Annotated in this window: 18 protein-coding genes; 7 read left to right on the forward strand and 11 right to left on the reverse strand. The window is 47.3% G+C overall.

The window, feature by feature from the left end; translation table 11 throughout:
* The first annotated feature begins 89 nt into the window (after positions 1-89).
* Positions 90-2,942, forward strand: a complete 2,853-nt coding sequence (locus tag OIK42_RS13025; RefSeq protein WP_273641124.1) for a M16 family metallopeptidase — start codon at positions 90-92, stop codon at positions 2,940-2,942.
* 304 nt (positions 2,943-3,246) lie between these two features.
* Here OIK42_RS13025 and OIK42_RS13030 read toward each other — a convergent pair whose 3' ends face one another.
* From OIK42_RS13030 to pspA, 5 genes are all read right to left on the reverse strand, one after another.
* Complete coding sequence (locus OIK42_RS13030; RefSeq protein ID WP_273641125.1) at positions 3,247-5,160, reverse strand: alpha/beta hydrolase family protein; 1,914 nt, start codon at positions 5,158-5,160, stop codon at positions 3,247-3,249.
* Positions 5,161-5,241: 81 nt separating this feature from the next.
* Positions 5,242-8,475, reverse strand: coding sequence for a TonB-dependent receptor (locus OIK42_RS13035; protein WP_273641127.1), 3,234 nt, complete (start codon positions 8,473-8,475; stop codon positions 5,242-5,244).
* A 533-nt stretch (positions 8,476-9,008) separates the two neighbouring features.
* Positions 9,009-9,455 carry an envelope stress response membrane protein PspC gene (gene pspC, locus OIK42_RS13040; RefSeq protein WP_273641128.1) on the reverse strand — a complete coding sequence of 149 codons (447 nt, stop codon included), beginning with the start codon at positions 9,453-9,455 and terminating at the stop codon, positions 9,009-9,011.
* Complete coding sequence (pspB, locus tag OIK42_RS13045; protein ID WP_273641130.1) at positions 9,452-9,691, reverse strand: envelope stress response membrane protein PspB; 240 nt, start codon at positions 9,689-9,691, stop codon at positions 9,452-9,454. The genes pspC and pspB overlap by 4 nt, the downstream gene beginning before the upstream one ends.
* Positions 9,692-9,744: 53 nt before the next feature.
* Positions 9,745-10,437 carry a phage shock protein PspA gene (gene pspA, locus OIK42_RS13050; protein WP_273641132.1) on the reverse strand — a complete coding sequence of 231 codons (693 nt, stop codon included), beginning with the start codon at positions 10,435-10,437 and terminating at the stop codon, positions 9,745-9,747.
* A gap of 211 nt (positions 10,438-10,648) precedes the next feature.
* On the opposite strand from pspA, the gene pspF reads away from it, so the two are divergent.
* From pspF to OIK42_RS13080, 6 genes are read left to right on the forward strand one after another with little or no spacing between them, the layout of a single operon-like run.
* On the forward strand, positions 10,649-11,752 hold the full coding sequence (pspF, locus tag OIK42_RS13055) for a phage shock protein operon transcriptional activator (RefSeq protein ID WP_273641134.1): 1,104 nt from the start codon (positions 10,649-10,651) through the stop codon (positions 11,750-11,752).
* A gap of 2 nt (positions 11,753-11,754) precedes the next feature.
* A complete protein-coding gene (locus OIK42_RS13060) occupies positions 11,755-13,374 on the forward strand; it encodes an ABC transporter substrate-binding protein (protein WP_374211854.1) in 1,620 nt (539 codons plus the stop codon).
* The gene (locus tag OIK42_RS13065; protein ID WP_273641136.1) at positions 13,367-14,398 is read left to right on the forward strand and encodes an ABC transporter permease; all 1,032 of its coding nucleotides are present in this window, start codon (positions 13,367-13,369) and stop codon (positions 14,396-14,398) included. Before OIK42_RS13060 ends, OIK42_RS13065 begins: the two co-directional genes overlap by 8 nt.
* On the forward strand, positions 14,385-15,278 hold the full coding sequence (locus OIK42_RS13070; RefSeq protein WP_273641138.1) for an ABC transporter permease subunit: 894 nt from the start codon (positions 14,385-14,387) through the stop codon (positions 15,276-15,278). The genes OIK42_RS13065 and OIK42_RS13070 overlap by 14 nt, the downstream gene beginning before the upstream one ends.
* The gene (locus tag OIK42_RS13075; RefSeq protein WP_273641140.1) at positions 15,278-16,273 is read left to right on the forward strand and encodes a peptide ABC transporter ATP-binding protein; all 996 of its coding nucleotides are present in this window, start codon (positions 15,278-15,280) and stop codon (positions 16,271-16,273) included. The genes OIK42_RS13070 and OIK42_RS13075 overlap by 1 nt, the downstream gene beginning before the upstream one ends.
* Entirely contained in the window at positions 16,270-17,076 is an 807-nt protein-coding gene (locus OIK42_RS13080; protein WP_273641141.1) for an ATP-binding cassette domain-containing protein, read from the forward strand. Before OIK42_RS13075 ends, OIK42_RS13080 begins: the two co-directional genes overlap by 4 nt.
* Positions 17,077-17,094: 18 nt before the next feature.
* On the opposite strand, the gene OIK42_RS13085 is transcribed toward OIK42_RS13080, so the two are convergent.
* From OIK42_RS13085 to OIK42_RS13110, 6 genes are all read right to left on the reverse strand, one after another.
* Complete coding sequence (locus OIK42_RS13085) at positions 17,095-18,225, reverse strand: sodium ion-translocating decarboxylase subunit beta (protein ID WP_273641143.1); 1,131 nt, start codon at positions 18,223-18,225, stop codon at positions 17,095-17,097.
* Positions 18,226-18,231: 6 nt separating this feature from the next.
* Positions 18,232-20,007: a sodium-extruding oxaloacetate decarboxylase subunit alpha gene (gene oadA / locus OIK42_RS13090; protein WP_273641145.1), complete on the reverse strand. Its 1,776-nt coding sequence runs from the start codon at positions 20,005-20,007 to the stop codon at positions 18,232-18,234.
* Positions 20,008-20,027: 20 nt separating this feature from the next.
* Entirely contained in the window at positions 20,028-20,288 is a 261-nt protein-coding gene (locus OIK42_RS13095; protein WP_273641147.1) for an OadG family protein, read from the reverse strand.
* Positions 20,289-20,890: 602 nt separating this feature from the next.
* Positions 20,891-21,079, reverse strand: coding sequence for a bacteriocin (locus OIK42_RS13100; protein WP_273641149.1), 189 nt, complete (start codon positions 21,077-21,079; stop codon positions 20,891-20,893).
* Positions 21,080-21,152: 73 nt separating this feature from the next.
* On the reverse strand, positions 21,153-21,305 hold the full coding sequence (locus OIK42_RS13105; protein WP_273641151.1) for a hypothetical protein: 153 nt from the start codon (positions 21,303-21,305) through the stop codon (positions 21,153-21,155).
* Positions 21,306-21,334: 29 nt separating this feature from the next.
* Complete coding sequence (locus OIK42_RS13110) at positions 21,335-22,636, reverse strand: hypothetical protein (RefSeq protein ID WP_273641153.1); 1,302 nt, start codon at positions 22,634-22,636, stop codon at positions 21,335-21,337.
* Positions 22,637-22,750: the final 114 nt, after the last annotated feature.

Below are 22,750 nucleotides of genomic sequence, written 5' to 3' on the forward strand. Positions count from 1 at the left end.
CAGCCTCGCCCGTGGCAGCTTAATTTTCATCATTTGAACATCAATAACAGGTTGTTTAAGCTAGGATCTGATTAACCATGGAAAGAATAATGAAACTACAAAAAGCGCTTATCGCCTCTTTACTGTTAACCCTGTGGGGCTGTTCAGAACCCCCAACTCCACAACAGACAGCACAACCACAGCCGGCATCTCCTGCCGCCAGTGAACTCAGGGTAGATTACGAAACCTACACCCTTGAAAACGGCCTGACCGTAGTGCTGCATGTGGATAAGTCTGACCCCATTGTGGCAATGGCGACGGTTGTACATGTTGGCTCGAACCGGGAAAAACCAGGACGCACAGGCTTTGCTCACTTTTTTGAACACATGTCGTTTAACGACTCGGAAAATGTGCCCAAAGGCGCTAACCGTAAAATGATCCCGGAACTCGGCGGTACGCGCAACGGCGGTACCTGGAGTGACGGCACCATCTATTATGAAGTCGTGCCGAAAGACGCCTTCGATAAATTACTTTGGATAGACTCAGATCGCCTTGGTTACATGATAAATACCGTCGACCAGGGTACCCTCGAACGCGAAAAACAAGTGGTAAAAAATGAAAAGCGTCAGCGCGTGGACAACCGCCCTTACGGCCATATGGACCATGTGGTGCGCAAAGCTCTGTACCCACAAGGACACCCCTATAACTGGACTGTGATTGGCGACCTGGCCGATCTGCAGGCTGCTACGCTTGATGATGTGCGTGAGTTTTACAACCAGTTTTATATGCCGTCCAATGCCACCCTGGTCATCGCCGGTGACATCGATATACAACAAACCAAGCAAAAGGTTGAGCGCTGGTTTGGTGAAATCAAAGCCGGTGAGCCTTCCGCTCCGCTTGAGCCTCAGCCAGTTACCCTTGAAGCAGATAAAAAGCTTTATCATCTGGATAACTTTGCCAAGTTACCCTTAGTGCGCCTGACCTACCCTACCGTCGAACAATATAGCAAAGACGCCTACGCGCTTGACGCACTGGCGCGATTATTAAGTAACGGCAAAAATGCCGTGCTCTACAAAACACTGGTTGAAGAGCTTAAGCTCGCGCCCAGCCCGAATGCCTGGTCGTCAACCGATGAAGTGGCAGGTAGTTTTACCATTAATGTTCAGGCTAATGCAGACGTGCAGCTCGACAACGTTTACGCGGGTATTCAGCAGGCGCTGGATGATTTCGCCAAAAATGGCTTTACTGACGCACAGCTGCAAACTATAAAAGCGGAGCAGGAAACCGCGTTTTATTACAGTATTGAAAGTATTCTCGATAAAGCCCTGCAACTGGGAATTTATAACGAATATGCCGGCTCTCCAGGCTTTATTGAGCAGGATATCGCCAACATCTCTGCAGTCACACGTGACGATGTCATGCGGGTATTTAAGCAGTATATTTACCAACAACCGGCGGTGATTGCGTCTTTTGTGCCAAAAGATCAACCAGAACTGATCGTCACCGGCTCCGCCAAAGCACCGGTTGTTGAAGAAGAAATCGTACCCGGACAAGAGCCTGAATTTGAAGAAAAGCCGGTGGAATATACCAAAACGCCGACCCAACATGACCGTTCAGAGCCCCCCTTATCCGAGTTGCCAACGCTTTCAACGCCGGATATCTGGCGTAATACACTGGCTAACGGTATGGAAGTTATTGGAATTACTACTACTGAGCTGCCTGTGGTTAACTTCGCCCTTACCATAGACGGTGGTCAGTGGCTCGATCCTGCCGGTAAAACGGGTACCGCGTTATTAATGGCACAAATGCTCAATGAGGGTACGGCAACAAAGACACCTCAGGAGCTGGAACAGGCTATTGGTCAGCTTGGCGCGCAACTGTCTGTCGCGGCAAACCGGGATGCTATTACCCTGTCAGGCCGGGTACTGGCCAGGCATTATCCGGCACTAATGGAATTAGCCGCAGAAATGCTGCTGGCGCCGCGCTGGGATGAAAACGAGTTTAACCGCCTGAAATCCACCCGCCTTACGCGCATTAAACAGAGCGAAGGCAATGCTGCACGCATTGCCAGCAATGTATTTAGCCATTTACTCTATGGCGACAATCACGTCGCAGGGGTACCCATGGGTGGCACCAAAGAAAGTGTAGAAGCGATTACATTAGATGACGTAAAAGCGTATTACGATGAGGTCATTTCGCCCAAACAGGCTACCTTGCATGTGGTGGGCGCATTAGCTCCCGAAGCTGTGACTGCAGCAGCCAATGCACTGAGTCAATGGCAAGGCAGTGCAATCACGCTGCCAGCTCAACCTGCGGTTACCGCTGTTACTCAGCCAACGGTTTATTTTGTCGATGTACCAGATGCTAAACAGTCGGTTATCTATGTGGGTAAAACGGTTTTACCGGCCAGTGATCCGGATTTTTATGCTATCGATTTTGCCAATGAACGCCTCGGTGGCGGAATGAGTGCGCGTTTAGGTCAGACACTGCGTATTCAAAAAGGCTACACGTACGGTGCCTATTCTTATTTACCTGAAGCGCGCTATCAGGTGCCTTTTATTGCGGCCTCACAGGTGCGCACCAATGTGACTTTAGAGTCGCTGCAAATCTTTAAGGAATTAATAGGCCAGTATCAGCCAACTTACCAGCAGGATGATCTGGATGTAGCTAAAAATATGGTGATCAAAGCGAACTCGCGACGCTTTGAAACACTGAACAGTTTGCTGGACATGCTGCAAAATATAAGTCGTTTTGACCTGGCTGAGGATTACATTGCGCAGCAGCAAGGATTTGTTCAATCAGCCACCCTTGAGGAGATTCACCGGGTAATCAATACATACCTTAATGAACAGCAAATGATTTACCTCGTTGTAGGGGATGCTGCAACCCAGTTAGAACGCATTGAAAAGCTCGGTTATGGTAAACCGGTAGTGCTGGATATTTATGGCAACAAGCTACATTAGCCAGCGGTTAACGGTGCTGCGCCCTAACTCGCAGCGCCGCTTTTTTTGCTTTATACCTATTTAAAATTAATGCCCCGGACAACACACTGTTGCCTTCTCTTGCCATGCAAACTGGCGCGTGAAGGGTAGAGTCTGCTTAATGTTAGCGCGATCCAGGATTGTCTTAATAGCGTGGTTGCTGACGTTCAGCGCAGCTAAACCCTGACCTACTCGGGAGAAGCGGTAATGCAGTTATTTGGCAGGAAACAAAAAAGGCCATAGTGCTTCGCAATATGGCCTTTTTAACAGGTTACTGGCTACATTGTTACTGCGGTGCTAAACCACACTTATTGTCTAACCAGTTAATTAACTCACCATAGAACTGCATTTTATGATCGTAAAACAACGTGTCTGAGAAATGGTCGGCGCCATCCAGTACCACATATTTATGATCTTTGTTGAGCCGTTTTAACTCATCAACAAATGCATCACTGTGCTTAATAGGCACCCGCTGGTCGATGTCACCATGTATGACTAATATCGGTACATTCGCTTTAGCTACATTTTCCACCGGGCTTACCCCATCGATAGTCGGCTTTTGTAACTTGCTTAACAACGGACTCTCATTGAGTGTTGCATTAATTCGTGACAAATCACTTACGCCGGCCCCGGCAACCGTACACTGATAAATATTAGGTTCTCTCAGCGTGGCAGCAAAGGCAGCGTATCCACCATAGCTCCAGCCAAACATGGCCAGCTTGTCTTTATCGGCCAATCCTTTTGAAACCAGGAAGTTGGCCGCATCATCCAAATCATCCTGCATGGTCAGGCCCCAGTTTTTATCACCGGCCTTCCAGTGCTCCAGGCCGTAACCTATTGAGCCCCGATAGTTTGGCTGAATCACCAAATAGCCGTGGGAAGCCAGTAACTGTGACCAGTCATCAAACACAAACGCGTCACGCACCCAGGGTCCGCCGTGTGGCAGCACTATGGTTGGAAACGGCGCTTCACCTTGCGGCTTGGTGACATAAGCGTTGATTTTTCTGCCATCACGCGCTTTATACGACACATACAAGGTTTTACCCAGCTTGCTCTTGTCGATAAAAGGCATACGTTCGCCAAGCTTCATTAAATCCTTTTTGTTGCTTAGCAAATAGTAGGTGCCTGGATCATCCGACGCCTGGGTATATAAAATCACTTGATTGTAGTCGTCAGAGGCGCTGGCTATTGATACTCGTCCACTCGGCGACAAACCATCGATACTTTCCTGAAGCGCTTTGAACTCTTCGTCTTCAAAAAAGGTTTTGCCAAACTTAGTGGTGTACGTGTAACCAATAACATGACCATCATCGTCATACCGTACGCCGTCGACGTCATAGCCATTTAACCCAAACAAGCGCTCGCTGTATTCGCCGGTTTTGATGTCCATTAAGTAAACACCAGTGGTGTCTTCTCCATGATTAGCCACAACGTGCAGTTTGTTTGGATCATCAATACTAAAACCGGCTATATCGAAGTTTTCACGATTCTCACCGCCATTAGAGTTAATCAAAATCCATTCATCTTCGCCTTTGGCCCGCACATAAGTTTCAATAGCCTGTTTACTGCGGTTCCAGCCCTGCCCTATACGCACTTCACCATCACTGTCAGCAACAAAGCCATTGCTGACTTCTGTATTACCACGAAGTACTGTGGAGCTGCGGCCTGTTTTGATATTTAACTTAACCACATCCGGGATGTAGTTATCGTTAATATCAATTTCAACAAGAATGTTATCGTCGTCATCCTCGAGCATATCCACAACACTAAAACTCACGGTCTCCCGCTCACGGAAAGGGATTAACCAGTCGCCTTTACCGTCGGCATCAGTCACCGCAAATTTTGCAACCCAGTATTTGCTGCCGCCATCTTCGAGTAACTGGCGAAAATTTACACCTATCTTTTCATTATTGAGCCAGGATACTCCTGACACGCGCATTTTATCGGCGCCGAGTCGTACCGGGTCTTTACCCAACTGATTAGTCTGGTGGATTTCGATGATGTAATCACCATCTTTACTGGTTGCTCTGACCAACGCCAGTTGCTTACCGTCTGGCGATATCTGCACGCTGCGAATAGCCGGCAAAATTGCAAAAGACTCAATCGTGGATATTTGTTCTTCAGGGCTGGTTTGGGCGTTTCCAACCATGCTAAAAGGTATACCTAATAACGTAATCCCAGCTAATAGCAATTTTTTCATTGTTATTTCCTTTTAAATAAAAAAGGCTCCTGCTAAATGCAGAAGCCTGTTTAGTTAAACAACTGCGGTTCTAAGTGCTAATTAGAATTCAGCCGTGAAATTAATGAACGGCGTTCTGCCATTAGTATCGTATCCCACACCTAACGGAATGTTGGTATTCGAGAATGTATTAGCCGGGTCAACCGGAGGTGGCGCGTCGTTAAACACATTACGCACACCAGCACTTACCTGGAATGAATCAAACTCGTAAGAAATACTCACGTTATGCACCGTGTAATCTTCGGTGTAGGACAGCGGACGACACTTGAGTGGATCGCCGCTTGAGTTCAGCAAGCCACGACAGCCAACTGTACCTTCTTCGTACTCACCCAGATCGTCTTCTTTACCTTCACCGATGAAGCGTGTTTCCCAACCGAATACAAAGTCAGAGACTTCTACACGTAGTCTGGCAAATCCGCGCCATTCTGGCACTGCTGGTTCACCTTTAAAGTCATCAATCGTACCCAGCACGTCATAGAGTGACTCAGTCATACGGGTGGCTTGCACATCAAGAGTAACGCCAACATTTTGCTCACCAATCAGGATATCGCTTGAGTAGAAAATGTTGTAGTCGAAACCTTTAGAGGTTAACAAACCAACGTTGATAAAGCTCGAATCAACCAAATCAATCTGCTGATTTTCATCACGCGAGATACGGCTACAGAACGCAGGGTTACCTTCTTGCGAATAACACTGACCGATGCTGTAGGTTGGGCTTGGCTCAGCGATACTGTTGGTTACCTGAATGTCAAAACGCGTAAGTGACAGGGTCAGGTCAAAATCATCGCTGAATGGTTGTTCAATAACAAATCCATAGGTTTTAGCCAGTGACGTTTCCGGATTAAGCTCCTGGGAACCACCAGTGATTACTTCTGCGCTAACAAAGTTAGTAAACTGGGTTTCTTCTGTGTCACCTATACCCAGACTGGTTGGGTCAACACCGGCTGCCACACAGGCATCCAGTACGCTCTGATCACGTTCGTCTTCAACCGGATTGTAAGTAATAGGCGCGGTATCATCCAATGGATCTTCGATTCGTGCATCTTCAGGCACAACACAAGGATCGCTCAGGCTTTGGAAACCAGTTGTACCATTTAGGAAGCGTTCACGTAAGTTAGGGGCGCGGTAAGATGTACCTTTGGTACCACGCAACGTAAACCAGTCTACCGGACGGTAAACCGCTTTCAGGCTGTAGGTACTTTCTGCATCGTAGTAGCTTTCGTCAGAAATACGGCCAGAAGCTGTTAAGGTCAACTCTTCAGCATACTTGGCGCCACGTAAAAGCGGGAACTCAAGTTCTGCAAACACTTCTTTTAAGTTACGCGCACCGTCAGCACCCTGGTCAGCAAAGTAACCCCACAGTAAACCTTCAGAGGCCACATCGTTTGGACTGGATTTAATCTCATCACGACGATATTCCAAACCAATTACCGAACTTACGACTTCGTCGTTCCATGGCAGCGTTGTTAAATCACCACCAATAAAGCCGTTGACAACAAACTGTGATACTTCAGTGCCAATGGTGCGATCAACCATCAGGTAAGCATGTTCTTCCGGCGTTAATGTGCCGCCACCAGGCTGATAGATGTTATCTGCAAACAGGTTTACCGGCACACAACCGTCTGAACCGTCGCCACAAGTAACTGAACCATCATCATTTACAACAGCAGTGTTTAATGCGTTTAACAGGTTCGCTTCACTGATACCCTGACGAGAGTCACTACCCTCAGAGGCGCTATAAGACACATACGCATCGTAATACCAGTTGTTCAAACCAATGTTTTCAAATGACAACAGGTTACCTGTTACACCACCGACTAAACGGTACTGCTCAACTTCGATATCAAAGTTGTCGCGATCGCCACGAATATTGAGGATAGGTATTACATCCTGCGGGCCGTATGGGAAGCCAATGCCTGCACGGCAGTCTGTGCCGTAAACACCACAGGGGTTGTAAGGATTCGACGCAAGCACAGTTTCAAAAATCTGTGCGCCCGGGTTAAAGATTGGAGACTCACGCTTGGCGTACAAGCCTTCGTAATAAAACAATGTATCGCTGGCGTCATTGAGTGAGTATTCACCGTTTAATAATACCGAGTAACGTTTATTGCGGCTGCGGTAGTCACCACTTCTGAAATAATCAGACTGCTCGTAGGCATACATAGGATCCTGGAAGTCGATATCGAGGAAGCCGTCGCCGTTGCCATCAGGGAACCATAAGTCGTTGATACCGTCACCGTCTGAATCGCCATGGGTCCAACCTGGAATCCCATAATCAGGGCCTAACTGACCACCAGTAGGGTCGGCCGTTTCAGACCAGCCTGGAATACCGACGTTAGTGTAGCCATTAGTACGGTATACGCTACCCCAGAATGGAATGCTCATACGGTTAGTCAGCGGGAAAATGTCACAGGTATCGTCGCCACGCGGAATTGGGCCATACCCACTTACACGGCGCAGAATATCACCTTCTTCGGTTTCCCAGATTCGCTCTTCACAACCTTTCAGGAACGGGTTACCGCCATAGGATTGTGCTTGTCTGTCATCGTATTCTGCACCGATTGAGATAAAGCCATTATCAAAGGTTTTACCCCACATAGCAGATAATACGGTTTGTTCACCGCCTTCACCATCTGGCTGTAGGTAAGAACCCTGAAGCTCGAAACCTTCTACGTCTTTACGTAAAATGACGTTAGCCACACCGGCAACCGCATCAGAACCGTAAACGGTTGAGGCACCGTCGAACAGGTTTTCGATGCGCTGGATCATGACCGCAGGGATCAGGTTCAAGTCAGGCGATGTGGGTGCACCACCCACCCCTGCAGGCGCCATACGACGACCGTTGACCAGTACTAAGGTACGTTCTGCACCTAACCCACGAAAACCGATAGTGGCGGCACCCGGACCATTGTCCAGTACGAAACCACCAAAGGTGTTATCGATTTGAGAACCTGCAGCCTGGTTAGTACCCTGCAGCATTTGGCCGGCGTCAAACAGGCCCATTTCGCGCGAGATATCACCGCTTATCACCTGCACTGGCGACGCATTTGAAAACTCTGAGCGACGAATACGAGAACCAGTAACCTGAATCCGTTCAGTTCCTTCCTCTAGTGAATCTTCTGCTAGTGTATCTTCTACTAGAACATCTTCACTCTGTGCGTTTGTTACTTCTACGTCTTGCGTTTCCTGCGCAAAGGCCGTAGCCGTCGTTATTGAAGCGATGCCGGTAAACAGCGCGAGTCTAACTGCGCTGGCCAGCTTATTTGCTTTGGTCATTGAAGTACCCCTGGAAAATTATTTTTTTATATTATGTTGAACCAGCTACAGCACAAAAATACGACAAATCGTACCCTTTAAAACTGATTCTAAGCAGATACTATGATTTTTTTACTAAAAGTTGTAGCTATTTTTTTTAATTCATTGAACTCTGAGTTTATAAAGCTGTCCAGCTTGAATTATTTATCAATAACCATGTAATACAATCAGTTAACATCAGCCCTTTGGGATAACTCGCGGCCACCGGGTAAACTGAGTGCAAATTTTTTTACTATTACAGGGGATTTTTCATGAAAAAAATGGCATCTACTGCAGAACAGGGTATATACAGTTCGTTTTACTCACCGAAGGCGTTAAAGCCAATAAATATCAGGCCTTAAAAGAGCTACTGGTCGGACCGCGGTAGCTTATACAACTGCTCATTAAAGCGCACAACATGTTGCCAGGAGTGTGTCATGATGCCTAAAAAAACGCGTAATGCTGAGCATTACGCGTTTTGTTGGAACATTGTTACCGACAATCTAACCTGGTACTTACAGCCGGCTGATTTCGCGATTAAGCTGAAATTCCCGCGAGGTCACATAGGTTTCCATTTTACGTAAACGCGTTTCAATGAACTGGAAACGGTTGGTAATATCATGAAACGCCTGACGTGGTGGCTCGCCCGCCTGCCACACCCGTGTTTTCAGCTCAACTTTATCCTGTTGGCTGGTGGCGCCAGAATTACGCCATCCCTTACCGCCCGACGCCGCCACTGTCTGTTCAGTATCCATAACCGACATATTGCTCGGCTTTTTGTCAAAGATAAACCAACAGGCAATATAGCTGACAATCACGAAAGGACCCGCCAGCAGAAAAAATGCTGTCACGGTTAAAATTCTCACCAGCCAGACTTCCAGTCCAAAGTATTCAGCAATCCCTGCACAAACTCCTGCTATTCGACCGTGGTTGGAATCACGATAAATGGTTTTCCCGTTCATGCGCGGTTTCTCCATTCTGGCGTTTCAGAGTCCAGGATTGCTTCTAATGTCTGAATACGTTCAGACATGAGTTCTGCTTTCCCAGCCAATTCCTGAAGCGCAATTTGCTCTTCGGCTGATAACCCCTGACTTACCTGCTTTTTGCTGCGGTAGTGCAGGATTAACCAAATTGGCGCCACGAAAACCAAAAAGATGATTAACGGGGCCAGTATGAGTGCAATAATATCTCCGTCCATTTTTACCTCCGGTCAGAAGCGCTGACCCTCGTCAGCCTTTTATTCTTGATGTGTTATTTTGATTTCTCAGATTTGGCAGCAGGCTTATTGGCCTTCTTCATCTTTGCTTTTAATGCTTCTAACTCATCATTAATTTTATCGCCGGCTTCCAGCTCAGCAAATTCATCGTTCAATGTTTTCTTACCCAGATCATAAGACTCAACCTGAGATTCAATATCGTCTATTTTACGTTCGTATTGCTCGAAACGCCCCATGGCTTCGTCAATTTTACTGCTGTCCAGGGTTTTGCGCACTTCCAGCCTTGAAGACGCCGTTTTTTGACGCATCAGGATGGTTTTCTGGCGCGCCTTAGCATCGGCAAGCTTCTCCTGCAACTGCACGATTTCTTCCTGCAGTTTACTAATTTGTTCATCAACTGCAGTCAGTTCACCGTTAAGTACATCAGCAGCTTCCTGACTCTTTTTCTTTTCCTGCAACGCAGAGCGAGCCAGATCTTCGCGGTCTTTACTAAGTGCAAACTCCGCTTTATTTTGCCAATCGGCTGCATCCGCTTCCATTTTGCTGATTTGCACAACAATCTCTTTTTTGTGTGCAATCGTTTTTGCTGAAGAAGAACGCACTTCTACCAGTGTGTCCTCCATTTCCTGAATAATGAGACGAACCATTTTTTCAGGATCTTCGGCCTTATCCAGTAACGCATTGATATTTGAGTTCACAATGTCTGTGAAACGAGAGAAGATACCCATAATAATTTACCTCTAGCTCGTGTTAAGAATTAATTGGTGTACGTACTGATTGTACTTATTGATACTACATTCAAATACCCTGCCAACTTAACAAACCAAGTTAACGCATTGTTTTTATTGAGCAATATTTAATTTCAATTAACATTGTATTCAACAATCTATTTAATCTACACTATTAATTGGTCGATTTGGCTATTTTTTGAGGGAATTAATGAGTCGGTTTCGCCAGCAAGACAATTTACTAGGCCAGGCCAATAGCTTTCTTGAAGTGTTGGAACAGGTTTCACAAATAGCGCCGCTAAATAAGCCGGTACTCATCATAGGTGAACGAGGTACAGGTAAAGAGCTAATTGCCGCCCGGTTACATTTTTTATCGAAACGCTGGGATCAAAACTACGTTAAGCTCAACTGTGCAGCGTTAAATGAAAACTTGCTGGAAAGTGAGCTGTTCGGCTATGAGGCCGGTGCATTTACTGGTGCCGGAAAACGCCGTGAAGGCCGGTTCGAACTGGCTCACGACGGTACCCTGTTTCTCGATGAGCTTGCTAATACCTCGGGGTTAATTCAGGAAAAGTTACTGCGGGTTATCGAATACGGCGAATTTGAGCGCGTGGGCGGTAACAAAACACTGAAAGTGGATGTTCGCCTGGTGGCGGCAACCAACGAGGATCTGCCCGCACTGGCCGACAGCGGCGAGTTCAGAGCAGACTTACTTGACCGTTTGGCCTTTGACGTAATTACGATCCCGCCGCTGCGGGAACGTCAGGAAGATATTCTGCTGTTAGCAGAGACCTTTGCCATTAATATGGCCCGTGAACTGGAAATGGAGCTCTTCAGTGGCTTTACCGAAAAAGCCAAGCGAATTCTGTTGGACTATGACTGGCCAGGGAATATTCGAGAGCTTAAAAACGTGGTGGAACGCGCGGTTTATCGCTGCAATAATCCTCACTTGCCGGTGCACGAAATAAACCTCGATCCTTTTGAGTCTGCATTTCGGCCCAAAGGCAGGATTAAAACACAGGATCGCATCAGCACCAGTAAAGAGACTGTTGTAAAGGCGGCTGAACCAGCTTCGACACCACCAGCTACAGAACCTGAAATAGCACAACCACCAGCGGTAAAAGCAGCGGAATATCCTCTTGATTTAAAAAATCTATCGCAACAATATGAGATCGAACTGATCCAGCAGGCACTGGCAGACAGCCAGTACAACCAGAAAAAAACCGCCGAAAAACTCAGCCTTACCTATCACCAGCTGCGCGGTTATTTAAAAAAATATAACCTGCTCGACTCAGCCGCGCCCGAGGAACTATAACAATGCTCAACCGGTTTGCATGGCCTGTTACAACAGCCGTGGTTATGGCCATACTCAGCGGTTGCTCGCCTCAAAAATACAGTACCAATATTGACGAGGGATTAGTCTATTGCTCGGAAAGCGATCCGATATCAATGAACCCTCAGTTAGATACCTCTACCACCACAGCCGATGCAACTGCCCACCAAATTTACAATCGACTACTGGAGTTTGATACCGAAACCGGTCGTATCCGCCCTTCGTTAGCAAGCAGTTGGTTAATTAGCGAGGACGGGCTGGTTTATAGTTTTGAGCTGCGCCAGGATGTGCAGTTTCATCATACCGCTTACTTCACACCAAGCCGCCCTTTTAACGCTGATGATGTGCTGTTTTCGTTTAATCGGTGGCGATTGCCCGAACACCGGTTTCATTCGGTTTCTGGCGGGTATTACCCCTATTTTGAGAGTTTGGGACTGGCCGAAAACATTGCAGATATTGAAAAAATTAATGCCCATCGCGTTGAAATCAGGCTACATCAACGCGATAGCTCGTTTCTGGCAAATATCGCCAGCGATTTTTCGGTTATCTTATCAGCAGAGTATGGTGATACGCTCATGTCTGAAGGTCTACCGGAACAAATCGATGAACTACCGATAGGCACAGGCCCGTTTCAATATTCTGATTACAAACAAAACCATTATATTCGTTATGACGTGAATCCGGCCTACTGGCAAACCGTGCCATCCCATTCTCTGATTTTTGACATTACGCCTAAAAGCTCAATGCGATTGGCAAAACTCATGACTGGCGAATGTGACGCTGTGGCCTTCCCCGCCCGGGTCGATCACCCGATCATCCGTGAGCGCGAAGATTTAGTATTAGCCGAAAAAGCAGGCCTTAACATTGGGTTCTGGGCGTTTAATACGCAACGCGCCCCCTTTGACAACCCGCTTGTACGTAAAGCCCTGGCGCATGCAATCGATAAGAACACCTTGCTTGAGGCTGTTTACTTCGACAGTGCAATCCGGGCTAAATCTTTATTACCAGAAGCCAGCTGGGCCTATCAACCCGATGCCAGTGACACAGGGTACAATCCGGTATTGGCGCGTAAAATGCTCGATGAAGCGGGCATAAAACCTGGCTTTACTTTTTCAATCTGGGCTATTCCTGTTGAGCGGGCCTATAATCCTAATGCGCAAAAAATGGCTGAACTGATCCAGCGTTATCTCGCTGAGATTGACGTTGAGGTGAATATTGTAAGTTACGACTGGTCAACGTTTCGCCGGCAATTGCGCCAGGGCAACCATGACTCAGTATTAATCGGTTGGTCAGCCGATAATGGCGATCCTGACAACTTTTACCGGCCATTATTGAGTTGTGATGCGATACCTTCTGGCACTAATCGCGCGCGTTGGTGCAATCGAGCCTACGATGATATTCTCGATCGTGCCTTACAAACCGAAAATATCGATATTCGCAAGGCATTGTATCTGCAAGCCAATGAATTAATCTTCGATAAGATGCCACTGGTACCCATTGCTCATGCGTTCCGTTATCAGGCATATCGTGAAGAATTATCCGGCATGGTCATTAACCCCTATGGCGGCGTCAGATTAGGTGGAGTGACAATAGCTCGTGATTAGAATCCTGCTGCGCTACTTAATTTTATTTAGTCTGACGTTTCTGACGCTCAGCGCATTGTCTTTTTCACTGATTTACTTATTCCCAGCCGATCCTATCACTACATTGACCGGCATTACTGCGCAAAATAGCGTACAACATGAAGTATTGGTGAAGCAGTACCACCTTAACGACACCTATTTGGTGCAGTTTGGCCATTATCTCGGCGAGCTGTTTAACGGCAACTGGGGCGTCAGCTTATTTTCCGGCGAGCCATTGTTAGACGAAATCATGCAGGCCTTACCTGCCACCATAGAACTCAGCTCCTACGCTATGTTCATTGTGCTGGTAGTTGGGATCCCCCTGGGTTGCTACAGTGGCTTAAAAGCCTATACAGGCTCCGATTACACCATAAATTCGCTCAGTGTAATGGTTAACTCAATCCCGGTTGTGTGGCTGGCCGTGCTGTTCATTTTAACCTTTAGCCTGCAGTTTGGCTGGTTACCCCTGTCGGGCAGAATTAACTTGCTGTTTAATATTCCTAACCAGACCGGCTTTCTGTTTGTCGATATTTTACTGACCGACAATATCGACAGAGCCAGAGCCTTACAGGATGCCTTTTTGCACCTTATTTTGCCGACCCTGTCCGTGGCGTTTATTTCTACCGCATCCATGGTTCGCATTACGCGACGTTCTATTATCGATGTACTTACTCAGCCTTATATTATTGCTGCCCGTTCAAAAGGGTTAACCAGCCGACAAATATTTTTCCGCCATGTGCTACGCAATGCGCTATTGCCAGCGCTGCCGTTAATGGCGATGCAAATTACCACCTTAATCACCAATGCAATGATAGTGGAAACCATGTTTTCCTGGCCAGGCATAGGCAGTTGGCTGATTCAGGCAATTTATCAGCGTGATTATTCAGCGCTGCGAATGGGTATGCTCGCGGTATCAACCTTAGTTGTCATGATCACCATTGCCATTGATCTATTTAATCGCTTAATCGATCCAAGCAGGGAAAAGTACGAAAGTGTCACGATTTAGCCTCTACGATGATGAAGCACATCCGTCGCCCTGGCAGCAGACCTGGCAGGCGTTTAAGTCGAGCCATATTGCCCTGCTGGGTTTGGCCTTGCTCATGTTGTTTGTGTTTTTTGCCTTTTTCGCGCCATTGGTAACCCCTTACGATCCGAATTATCAGAATACCGAAGCCTTGTTGATTCCGCCGAGTTGGGCTGCCAATGGCTCTATTACCCATCTTTTTGGCACCGATGCCCTGGGCCGGGATTTATTTTCCCGCATCATGTACGGATGCCGAGTCACTTTTGGTACCAGTCTGTTAGTGGTTATTATAGCGATGGTGATAGGCGTCACCATTGGCACCATCGCCGGCACCCTCAGAGGCGTGCGCTCAAGCATTATTAATCACTTACTCGACGCATTGATGGCCATTCCCACGCTGCTCATCGCTATTATCATCGTCGGTATTTTAGGCAGTGGTCTGGTGAACAGCATGTGGGCGATTACCCTGGCGTTGATTCCGCAGTTTATTCATCACACGCGGTCCTTTGTTCGTGGTGAAATGAAAAAAGACTATATACAATCCTCGACACTCGATGGCGCCAATCACTGGCAGGTGTTTTATCACTCAATTTTACCCAACATGATCGAAATGCTGGTTGTACAGGGCACTTTGGCGCTGTCGGTTGCCATTCTTGATATCAGCGCTCTGGGCTTTTTAAACCTCGGCGCTCAGCCGCCGCTGCCAGAGCTCGGTGCTATTCTTGCGACCGGTCTTGATGCCGGCTATTTGGCCCCCTGGAATGTGGCGATACCTGGGATTACGATTTTCTTAATGGTACTCTCCATTACTATCGTCGGTGACGGGCTTCGCTCCGCGCTTAGAAAACGGGTAAATCGCTAATGCCATTGCTGGATATTAAAAATCTGACCCTCGAAATTAACACCGGAACCCAATCAATCAAAGCATTGGATAAAATCAATCTTACGGTTAATTCGGGTGAAATTCGTGCGCTGGTTGGCGAATCCGGCTCGGGAAAAAGCCTAATCGTTCAGGCGATTGCTGGTGCAACACCGCCAAATTGGACCATTACTGCTGACCGCATGAGTTGGAATGGCAACAATTTGCTGTCTATGTCAGAGCAACAACGGCGGCAAATTCTACGTAAAGACATTGGCGTGGTGTTTCAGAATGCGCTGGCGTCTCTGGATCCATCCGTCACCCTGGGTGAGCAATTAGAAGAGTCGTTACCCGACCAGCTGGTTGAAGGAAACTGGTTCTGGCAGCGCAAACAATCTCGGCGCAAGGTGGTGATAAATACGGTCCACAAAGTAGGTATCAAAGATCATGAGCACTACCTGCGGGCCTACCCACACCAAATTCCTACCGATATAGGGCAAAAGCTGATGCTGGCAATGGCGTTAATCAGCCAGCCTAAAATGCTCATCGCCGATGATCCGACCCGGGGCATGGAAACCACCACCAAGGTGCAGGTATTAAAATTATTGTCCCGCCTTAACCAGACACGATCGCTGGGGATTTTATTTGTCAGCCACGATTTATTAGCCATTGCCAGCATGTCAGACACCATGACCGTGCTGTACTGTGGGCAAACCGTGGAATCGGGCAGAATGAAAAATATCCGCAAGCGCCCTTTACACCCTTACACCAAAGCATTGCTCGACAGCGCGCCAAGTTTTACCAAAGATTTGCCGCCTAAGTCTGAATTGCCAACCCTGGCCGGGACCATACCGACCTTGCAACATTTACCCATCGGCTGTCGCCTTGGCCCCCGATGCCCAAGAGCACAGCGAGACTGCGTTAACGTACCTGCCGTACGTAAAATTCACGACCACAGCTACAGCTGTCATTTTCCGTTACACAGAGATAAGACATGAGCCAGATCCTTGATGTCAGTGGTTTAACTTTTCGTCACAGCGGTAAAAAACACTGGCTTAAAAAGCCGGAGATATTCGCTTTAGGTCCCATCGATATGCAGGTGATGAAAGGCGAAACCATTGCCATCATAGGTCAAAACCGTTCTGGTAAGTCACTGCTGGCCAAGATGCTCGCCGGCGCCGTTGAACCAGACGCGGGGACTATTCGGCTACTGGAAAGAAAATACTGGTCGGTAAAGCATCGTAACGCCCGTAAAAAAGCCGATATCACTGGCATCCGGATGATTTTTCAGCATAGCAGTGAGTCGATGAATCCGGGCATTTCAGTGGGCCAGATTCTGGATGAACCGCTACGGCTAAACTCCTCGCTGTCTGAATCGCAGCGCAAGGATCTCATTGCCGATACATTGGTAAAAGTGGGCTTACTCAGAGAGCATTTTTATTTTTACCGTCACATGCTGTCAGATGGCCAACAACAGCGTGTGTCGCTGGCGCGCGCCATATTACCTGATCCCAAGGTATTAATCGCCGATGAGCCCTTTGCCGCACTGGATCCCACCATTCGCTCGCAAACGGTCAACCTTATTTTGCGGTTACAAAAAGAAATGGGCCTGGCCTTTGTGTTTATTTCGCATAACTTAGGTATTGTCAGGCACATTGCCGACCGGGTCATAGTGATGGATAACGGCCAGATTATAGAAAGCGGCAAAACCGAGACCATCTTTCGATGGCCTCAGCATGAAATGACAAAAAAACTGGTGCTGTCTTATCAGTCGCTGGTCCCTCAGCAAACCTTACGCTAAGCGCGCGATAGGGGTTAGCTAGCCTACCAGCGCTAACAACACACCGGCAGCAACCGCTGATCCCAGAACACCAGCGACGTTAGGGCCCATAGCATGCATCAGCAGGAAGTTATGCGGATTCGCCTCCAGGCCAACTTTATTCACCACCCGTGCAGCCATCGGTACCGCAGAGACACCTGCCGCGCCAATAAGCGGATTAATTGTGCCGCCACTGGCCTTGCTCATGGCTTTTGCCATCAGCACCCCGGTGGCCGTACCAATCGCAAAGGCCACTGCGCCTAAACCTAAAATCCCCAGAGTTTCAACAGTCAGAAATTTATCGGCGGATAACTTAGAGCCCACGGCCAGACCGAGGAAAATCGTAACAATGTTAATCAGTTCGTTCTGCGCGGTCTTGCTTAAGCGCTCAACAACCCCGCACTCCTTCATTAAATTACCAAAGCAGAACATACCCACCAATGGTGTGGCTGATGGCAAAAACAGAATGGTTAAAAACAGCACCGCCAGCGGGAACAGGATTTTTTCTTTCGCTGACACATGGCGCAGTTGGGCCATTTCAATTTTGCGTTCTTCAGGCGTGGTGAGGGCCTTCATAATAGGCGGCTGAATAATCGGTACTAAGGCCATATAGGAATAGGCAGCAACGGCTATCGCACCGAGTAGTTCCGGGGCCAGACGTGAGGCTAAAAATATAGCCGTTGGCCCATCAGCGCCGCCGATAATGGCAATCGCAGACGCATCTTTAAGGCTAAAATCAAAGCCCGGGATCACATTCAGCGCGATTGCCCCGAACAACGTGGCAAAGATACCAAACTGCGCCGCTGCGCCCAGCAAAAGCATACGCGGATTGGCAATCAAAGCGCCAAAATCGGTCATTGCCCCTACGCCCATAAAAATGAGCAACGGAAATACGCCGGTATCAATGCCAACTTCATAGATGTAATACAACATGCCGCCCGGTTCACTAAAGCCCGCCAGCGGGATATTGGTGAGAATGGCGCCAAACCCGATCGGAAATAACAGCAGTGGCTCAAACTTTTTGACAATGGCCAGGTACAGCAACAATGCCCCAACGGCCATCATAATCACCTGGCCCGACTCAAAATGGGCCAGCGCCGTGCTGTCCCATAAAATAGCTAATTGTTCCATTGGCCGTTAACCCAGGTCGATAAGAGGCTGACCGTTTGTCACACTGTCACCCTCTTTCACTTGCACTGCAGAAACGGTGCCGTCAAAGGCACTACGGATTTCCGTTTCCATTTTCATGGCTTCCAGAATAATCACCACATCGCCATTACTCACCTCATCACCCGGCGCTACCAGTATTTTAAATACGTTACCCGACAACGGCGCGTTAATACTTTGCCCGCCGCCAGCCGGAGCAGGTGTAGCTGGCTCAGCAGCGGCCGGCGCGGGTGTTACAGCGCCTAGCTGACCCGAAGCGCCCACCTCTACACTGTAGAGCTTACCGTCCACTTTAACGTCGTAGACCGCCGCCTCAGAGGTTGCCGGTGCGGCTGTCGCTGCTGGTGCAGGTTCTTCGCCAGTCGGCACAGGCTCAAAGGCATCCGGGTTGTTGCGATTCTGCAAAAACTTGAGGCCAATTTGCGGAAACAGCGCATAGGTCAGAACATCGTCAATTTTAGCCTCAGCTAAGGAGATTGACTTTTCTTTGGCCAGCTCGTCGAGTTCTGCTTCGAGTTTGCTAAGCTCAGGCTCAATCAAGTCAGCAGGGCGACAGGTGATGGCTTCACCACCATCCAGCACACGCTGTTGTAATTCACTGTTAACCGGCGCGGCGGTGGCACCATATTCGCCTTTTAGTACGCCTGCCGTCTCTTTTGAAATGCTCTTATAGCGTTCACCGGTGAGGACGTTAATGACCGACTGCGTACCCACAATTTGCGATGTCGGCGTCACCAGCGGAATAAAGCCTAAGTCTTCGCGAACGCGGGGGATTTCCTGTAACACTTCATCAAATTTATCAGCCGCCCCCTGCTCTTTTAGCTGGCTTTCCATGTTTGTAAGCATGCCGCCGGGCACCTGGGCAAGCAAAATGCGGGCATCAACGCCTTTCAGGCTCCCTTCAAACTTGGCATATTTTTTCCGCACTTCGCGGAAGTAAGCAGCAATTTCGGCCAGTTCAGGCAGATCCAAACCGGTATCCCGCTCGGTGCCCTCTAATATGGATACAATGGTTTCGGTCGCTGTGTGTCCGTAGGTCATGCTCATCGAAGAGATTGCCGTATCGAGAATATCAATCCCGGCATCTATCGCTTTTTGGTAGGTGGCCGTACTTAAACCGGTAGTTGCATGACACTGCATCGCAATGGGCACATCAACGGTCTTTTTAAGTTCAGTGATCAGGGTTTCACATTCGTAAGGCTTAAGCAGCCCAGCCATATCTTTAATACAGATAGAATGAACGCCCTTGTCTTCAAGCTGCTTAGCCATATCCAGCCAAACCTGCAGATTATGCACCGGGCTTACCGTATAGGAAATGGTGCCTTGCGCATGAGCACCGCAGTTTATTGCGGCTTTTATCGCTGTGTCCAGGTTACGCACATCGTTCATCGCATCAAAAATACGGAACACGTCTACGCCGTTATCGTGAGCGCGCTCAACAAAACGGGTGACCACGTCATCAGCATAGTGACGATAACCAAGCAGGTTTTGACCGCGTAATAACATTTGTTGGCGGGTGTTCGGCATCGCCTGTTTCAGCGCACGAATACGCTCCCACGGGTCTTCACCTAAATAACGAATGCAAGCATCAAAGGTTGCCCCACCCCAGGATTCAACAGACCAGTAACCGGCCTTATCGAGCTTTTCCGCTATGGGGAGCATATCGTCGATACGCATTCTGGTGGCAAGCAGTGATTGATGCGCATCCCGAAGCACCAGTTCGGTAATCGCCAGTGGCTTAGACATGTGATCTCCTAAAATATATTTTATTTATTTGCGTTTCTGTGCGCATGAACGGCAGCCGATATGGCTGCGATAACGTTGTTGTCAGTTGAAGGCGCTTGCTTAGCTTTATTGCCTGACGCTCTGACCGGCGCCTGAGGCTGGGCACCAGGAAACCGCTCACAAAACGCTTTGAGTCCGTTTACTGCAAAAATAAGGATGGTCAGGAATACAAATACAAAGCCCATTCCCACCAGCAACAAATTTCCAGCTTCTACGAGTAATTCTGAAATTGATGTAGCCATTGTTTTTTCCGGGCATTTTTTTCGAAACAGATTAGTATCATGCCACCTGCTAAAAGACAATATAAACAGTTGTTTAAACTGCATAAAAAGTCATTAAATACGACTAAATATTTATAATCATGCAAAATTACGCATAAAATAAACTTGGCTTATGCGCTCTATAAGTTTGGATGATTAAATTACAAAACCTGATTGGTTTCTTTGAGTTGCTATCTTTTTAGCCAGGCCACTGTTATTAGTGTATCCCTGCAAGCGATACTTCGCTGTATTCATCCTGAGGGAGAGGCTTAACAAAAGCAATAGAGATTGTGTTACCGATTACAGTATTTGCATAGAAAAACTAAAAAAGCCTGGTCTCTTAACCAATCAAACATCAATCAGTAATAGCAACCAGGCCCTTTACTTACTGTTGTTTGGGTGAGACAAGATAAAATACATACAACACGAGCAACACTGCAAAATATACTGCGCCGATGAGCGATTTTATTGCCAGGGTTAAATCGGTATACATTGAGATAAATGCGAGGATTGCACCGCCGATAAACCCCGCTGCCAAAATATACCTAAAGTTGAAATATCTGTTTGTCATAAAGAACCGATGATTAACCATAGCGCGTGCTTAAATATGACGCCGCATAGGAGCCAAGAACAGCCGCCATAGCGATCGGTCCGGTTGTTACGATGGCAACACCAATCAGGGCTGCAGATACGCCGATACTTGCACTCCAAGCTGTGTCATCACTGACCCCACCGGAAACAGTTTCTAATTCTTGTGTCGTTAATTCTTGCATATAAAATCTCCTGTAAATGACTCATTAAATGTCGATACTGCAACAAGAGTGTGTGTGATTTATATGCTTGAATCTACTGGCCACAAAGCCTGATTTGGCTTGCCGTTGTATGCAAAGCTTGGTGCATAAAACAACTGTTAGGATCTTCCGGGTAATCGGCAAAAGGGCCGCAGAACTCAAAACCATGCTTTAAATACAGCTGTCTGGCCGGTTCAAAAAACGCCATGGTGCCGTTCCTTGATGCGCGGCCAAACGTTACTTAGCATTAATATAGATTTCTGCCGATGAGTTCGAGGCGGTAAATTCGCCGTCAGAGACGATTACCGTCGCCCAAATTATATCGCCTGCAGTTACAACATCTGCTGGTAAAGTACGCTCATTTTGATCTGGGATAATAGCCCCAAACTTCGTCCATTGATAAGATATGCTTATCTGGGATTCTGGAGTATCTGGATCAATATAACGAATATTCTGTATTTCTAATTGATCACCTTCAAATGCCAGCTCGGGTGTAATAAACGGCGCAAATACTCTTGGCGGCCGATTCAATGCTTCAGGGGCAGTCAGTGGAGTGACATTGAAATCAGCATCGAGAAAATCATTGAGTGAAATAAAATACTTACCAGAGTCGGCTTCGCCGTCGGCATCCTCATCAATCAATAACTTTAGATCTCTTTCAAATTCCAGGGAAGCGGTGGCAGCATTTGCCATGCTAAATACCATTTTAGCGTAAAAAGGGTCGTTATCATTGGAGAATTTATTTTCTGTAACAAATTGAACTGCACCATATGTTTCTAATGTTATTTCACCCGAATAGCTGATGCCATCTTCTTCGCCACGATTACCGTCTGCACGCCAATCCAGTTGTTCTAAATACTGAATACCGGTTGATTGGGCTGAAAATAACAGATGACTAGATGAAAAATTAATATCAAATGGGCCTTCATCTCCTTTTTCAGTACCGTAAAGGTAATGACCCGTAATAATCCATTCCTCTTCATTAGTCAGCAAGCTAACCTCATTAAAAAAAAGTACACCATTGAAGTTGGCTTTGTCTGCCCCGTGCAGGCTAACAGCACCGTTGCCGGTAAGGATGCCACTTCCGACATCACATTGATTGTAATCTACTTCAAGAATGCCTACCCCATTCTCGTCCAGGTCACCAGTAAGATCGAGGCTCCCAGACAGCGAGCAGGGTTTAGAATAGCTACCGGTTATGGATTGACTTAGTATACCGAAACGTACGAGTATATAATAAGGAACACCAGGGTTTCCTGTTCCCAGCAGTTTACCCGTTACTTTCTGAACCACTTCAGGATTTATTGCCGCAGGTTCTGTTACTCCTTGATACAGGTGTTTTGCATACCCCCAGTAATTCTCCTCAAGTTCAGCTTCACTTAAGGTCGTAGGGTCTGTACTCATGACTTCAGCCCAATTAATAGGCGGAGGCGAAGGAGGGATCTGGGTATCGGGCAGGTCTATAGCACCGTTGTCATTTCCACCACAGGAGACTACAGAAATGACCAAGACAAAAATCGACAGGACTTTTGATAACATAAGTAGAGCATCCTTGCGTAAAAAACTGTGTATATTTTAATTTAATTACAGAAGTATAAGTTCTTTCTTTTCATTTATTTATCGTATCATAATATTTTTCAAACTACGGTATTT

It is taken from the genome of Alteromonas gilva, from assembly GCF_028595265.1.
In the GTDB taxonomy this organism is placed as follows: Bacteria; Pseudomonadota; Gammaproteobacteria; order Enterobacterales; family Alteromonadaceae; genus Alteromonas; species Alteromonas gilva.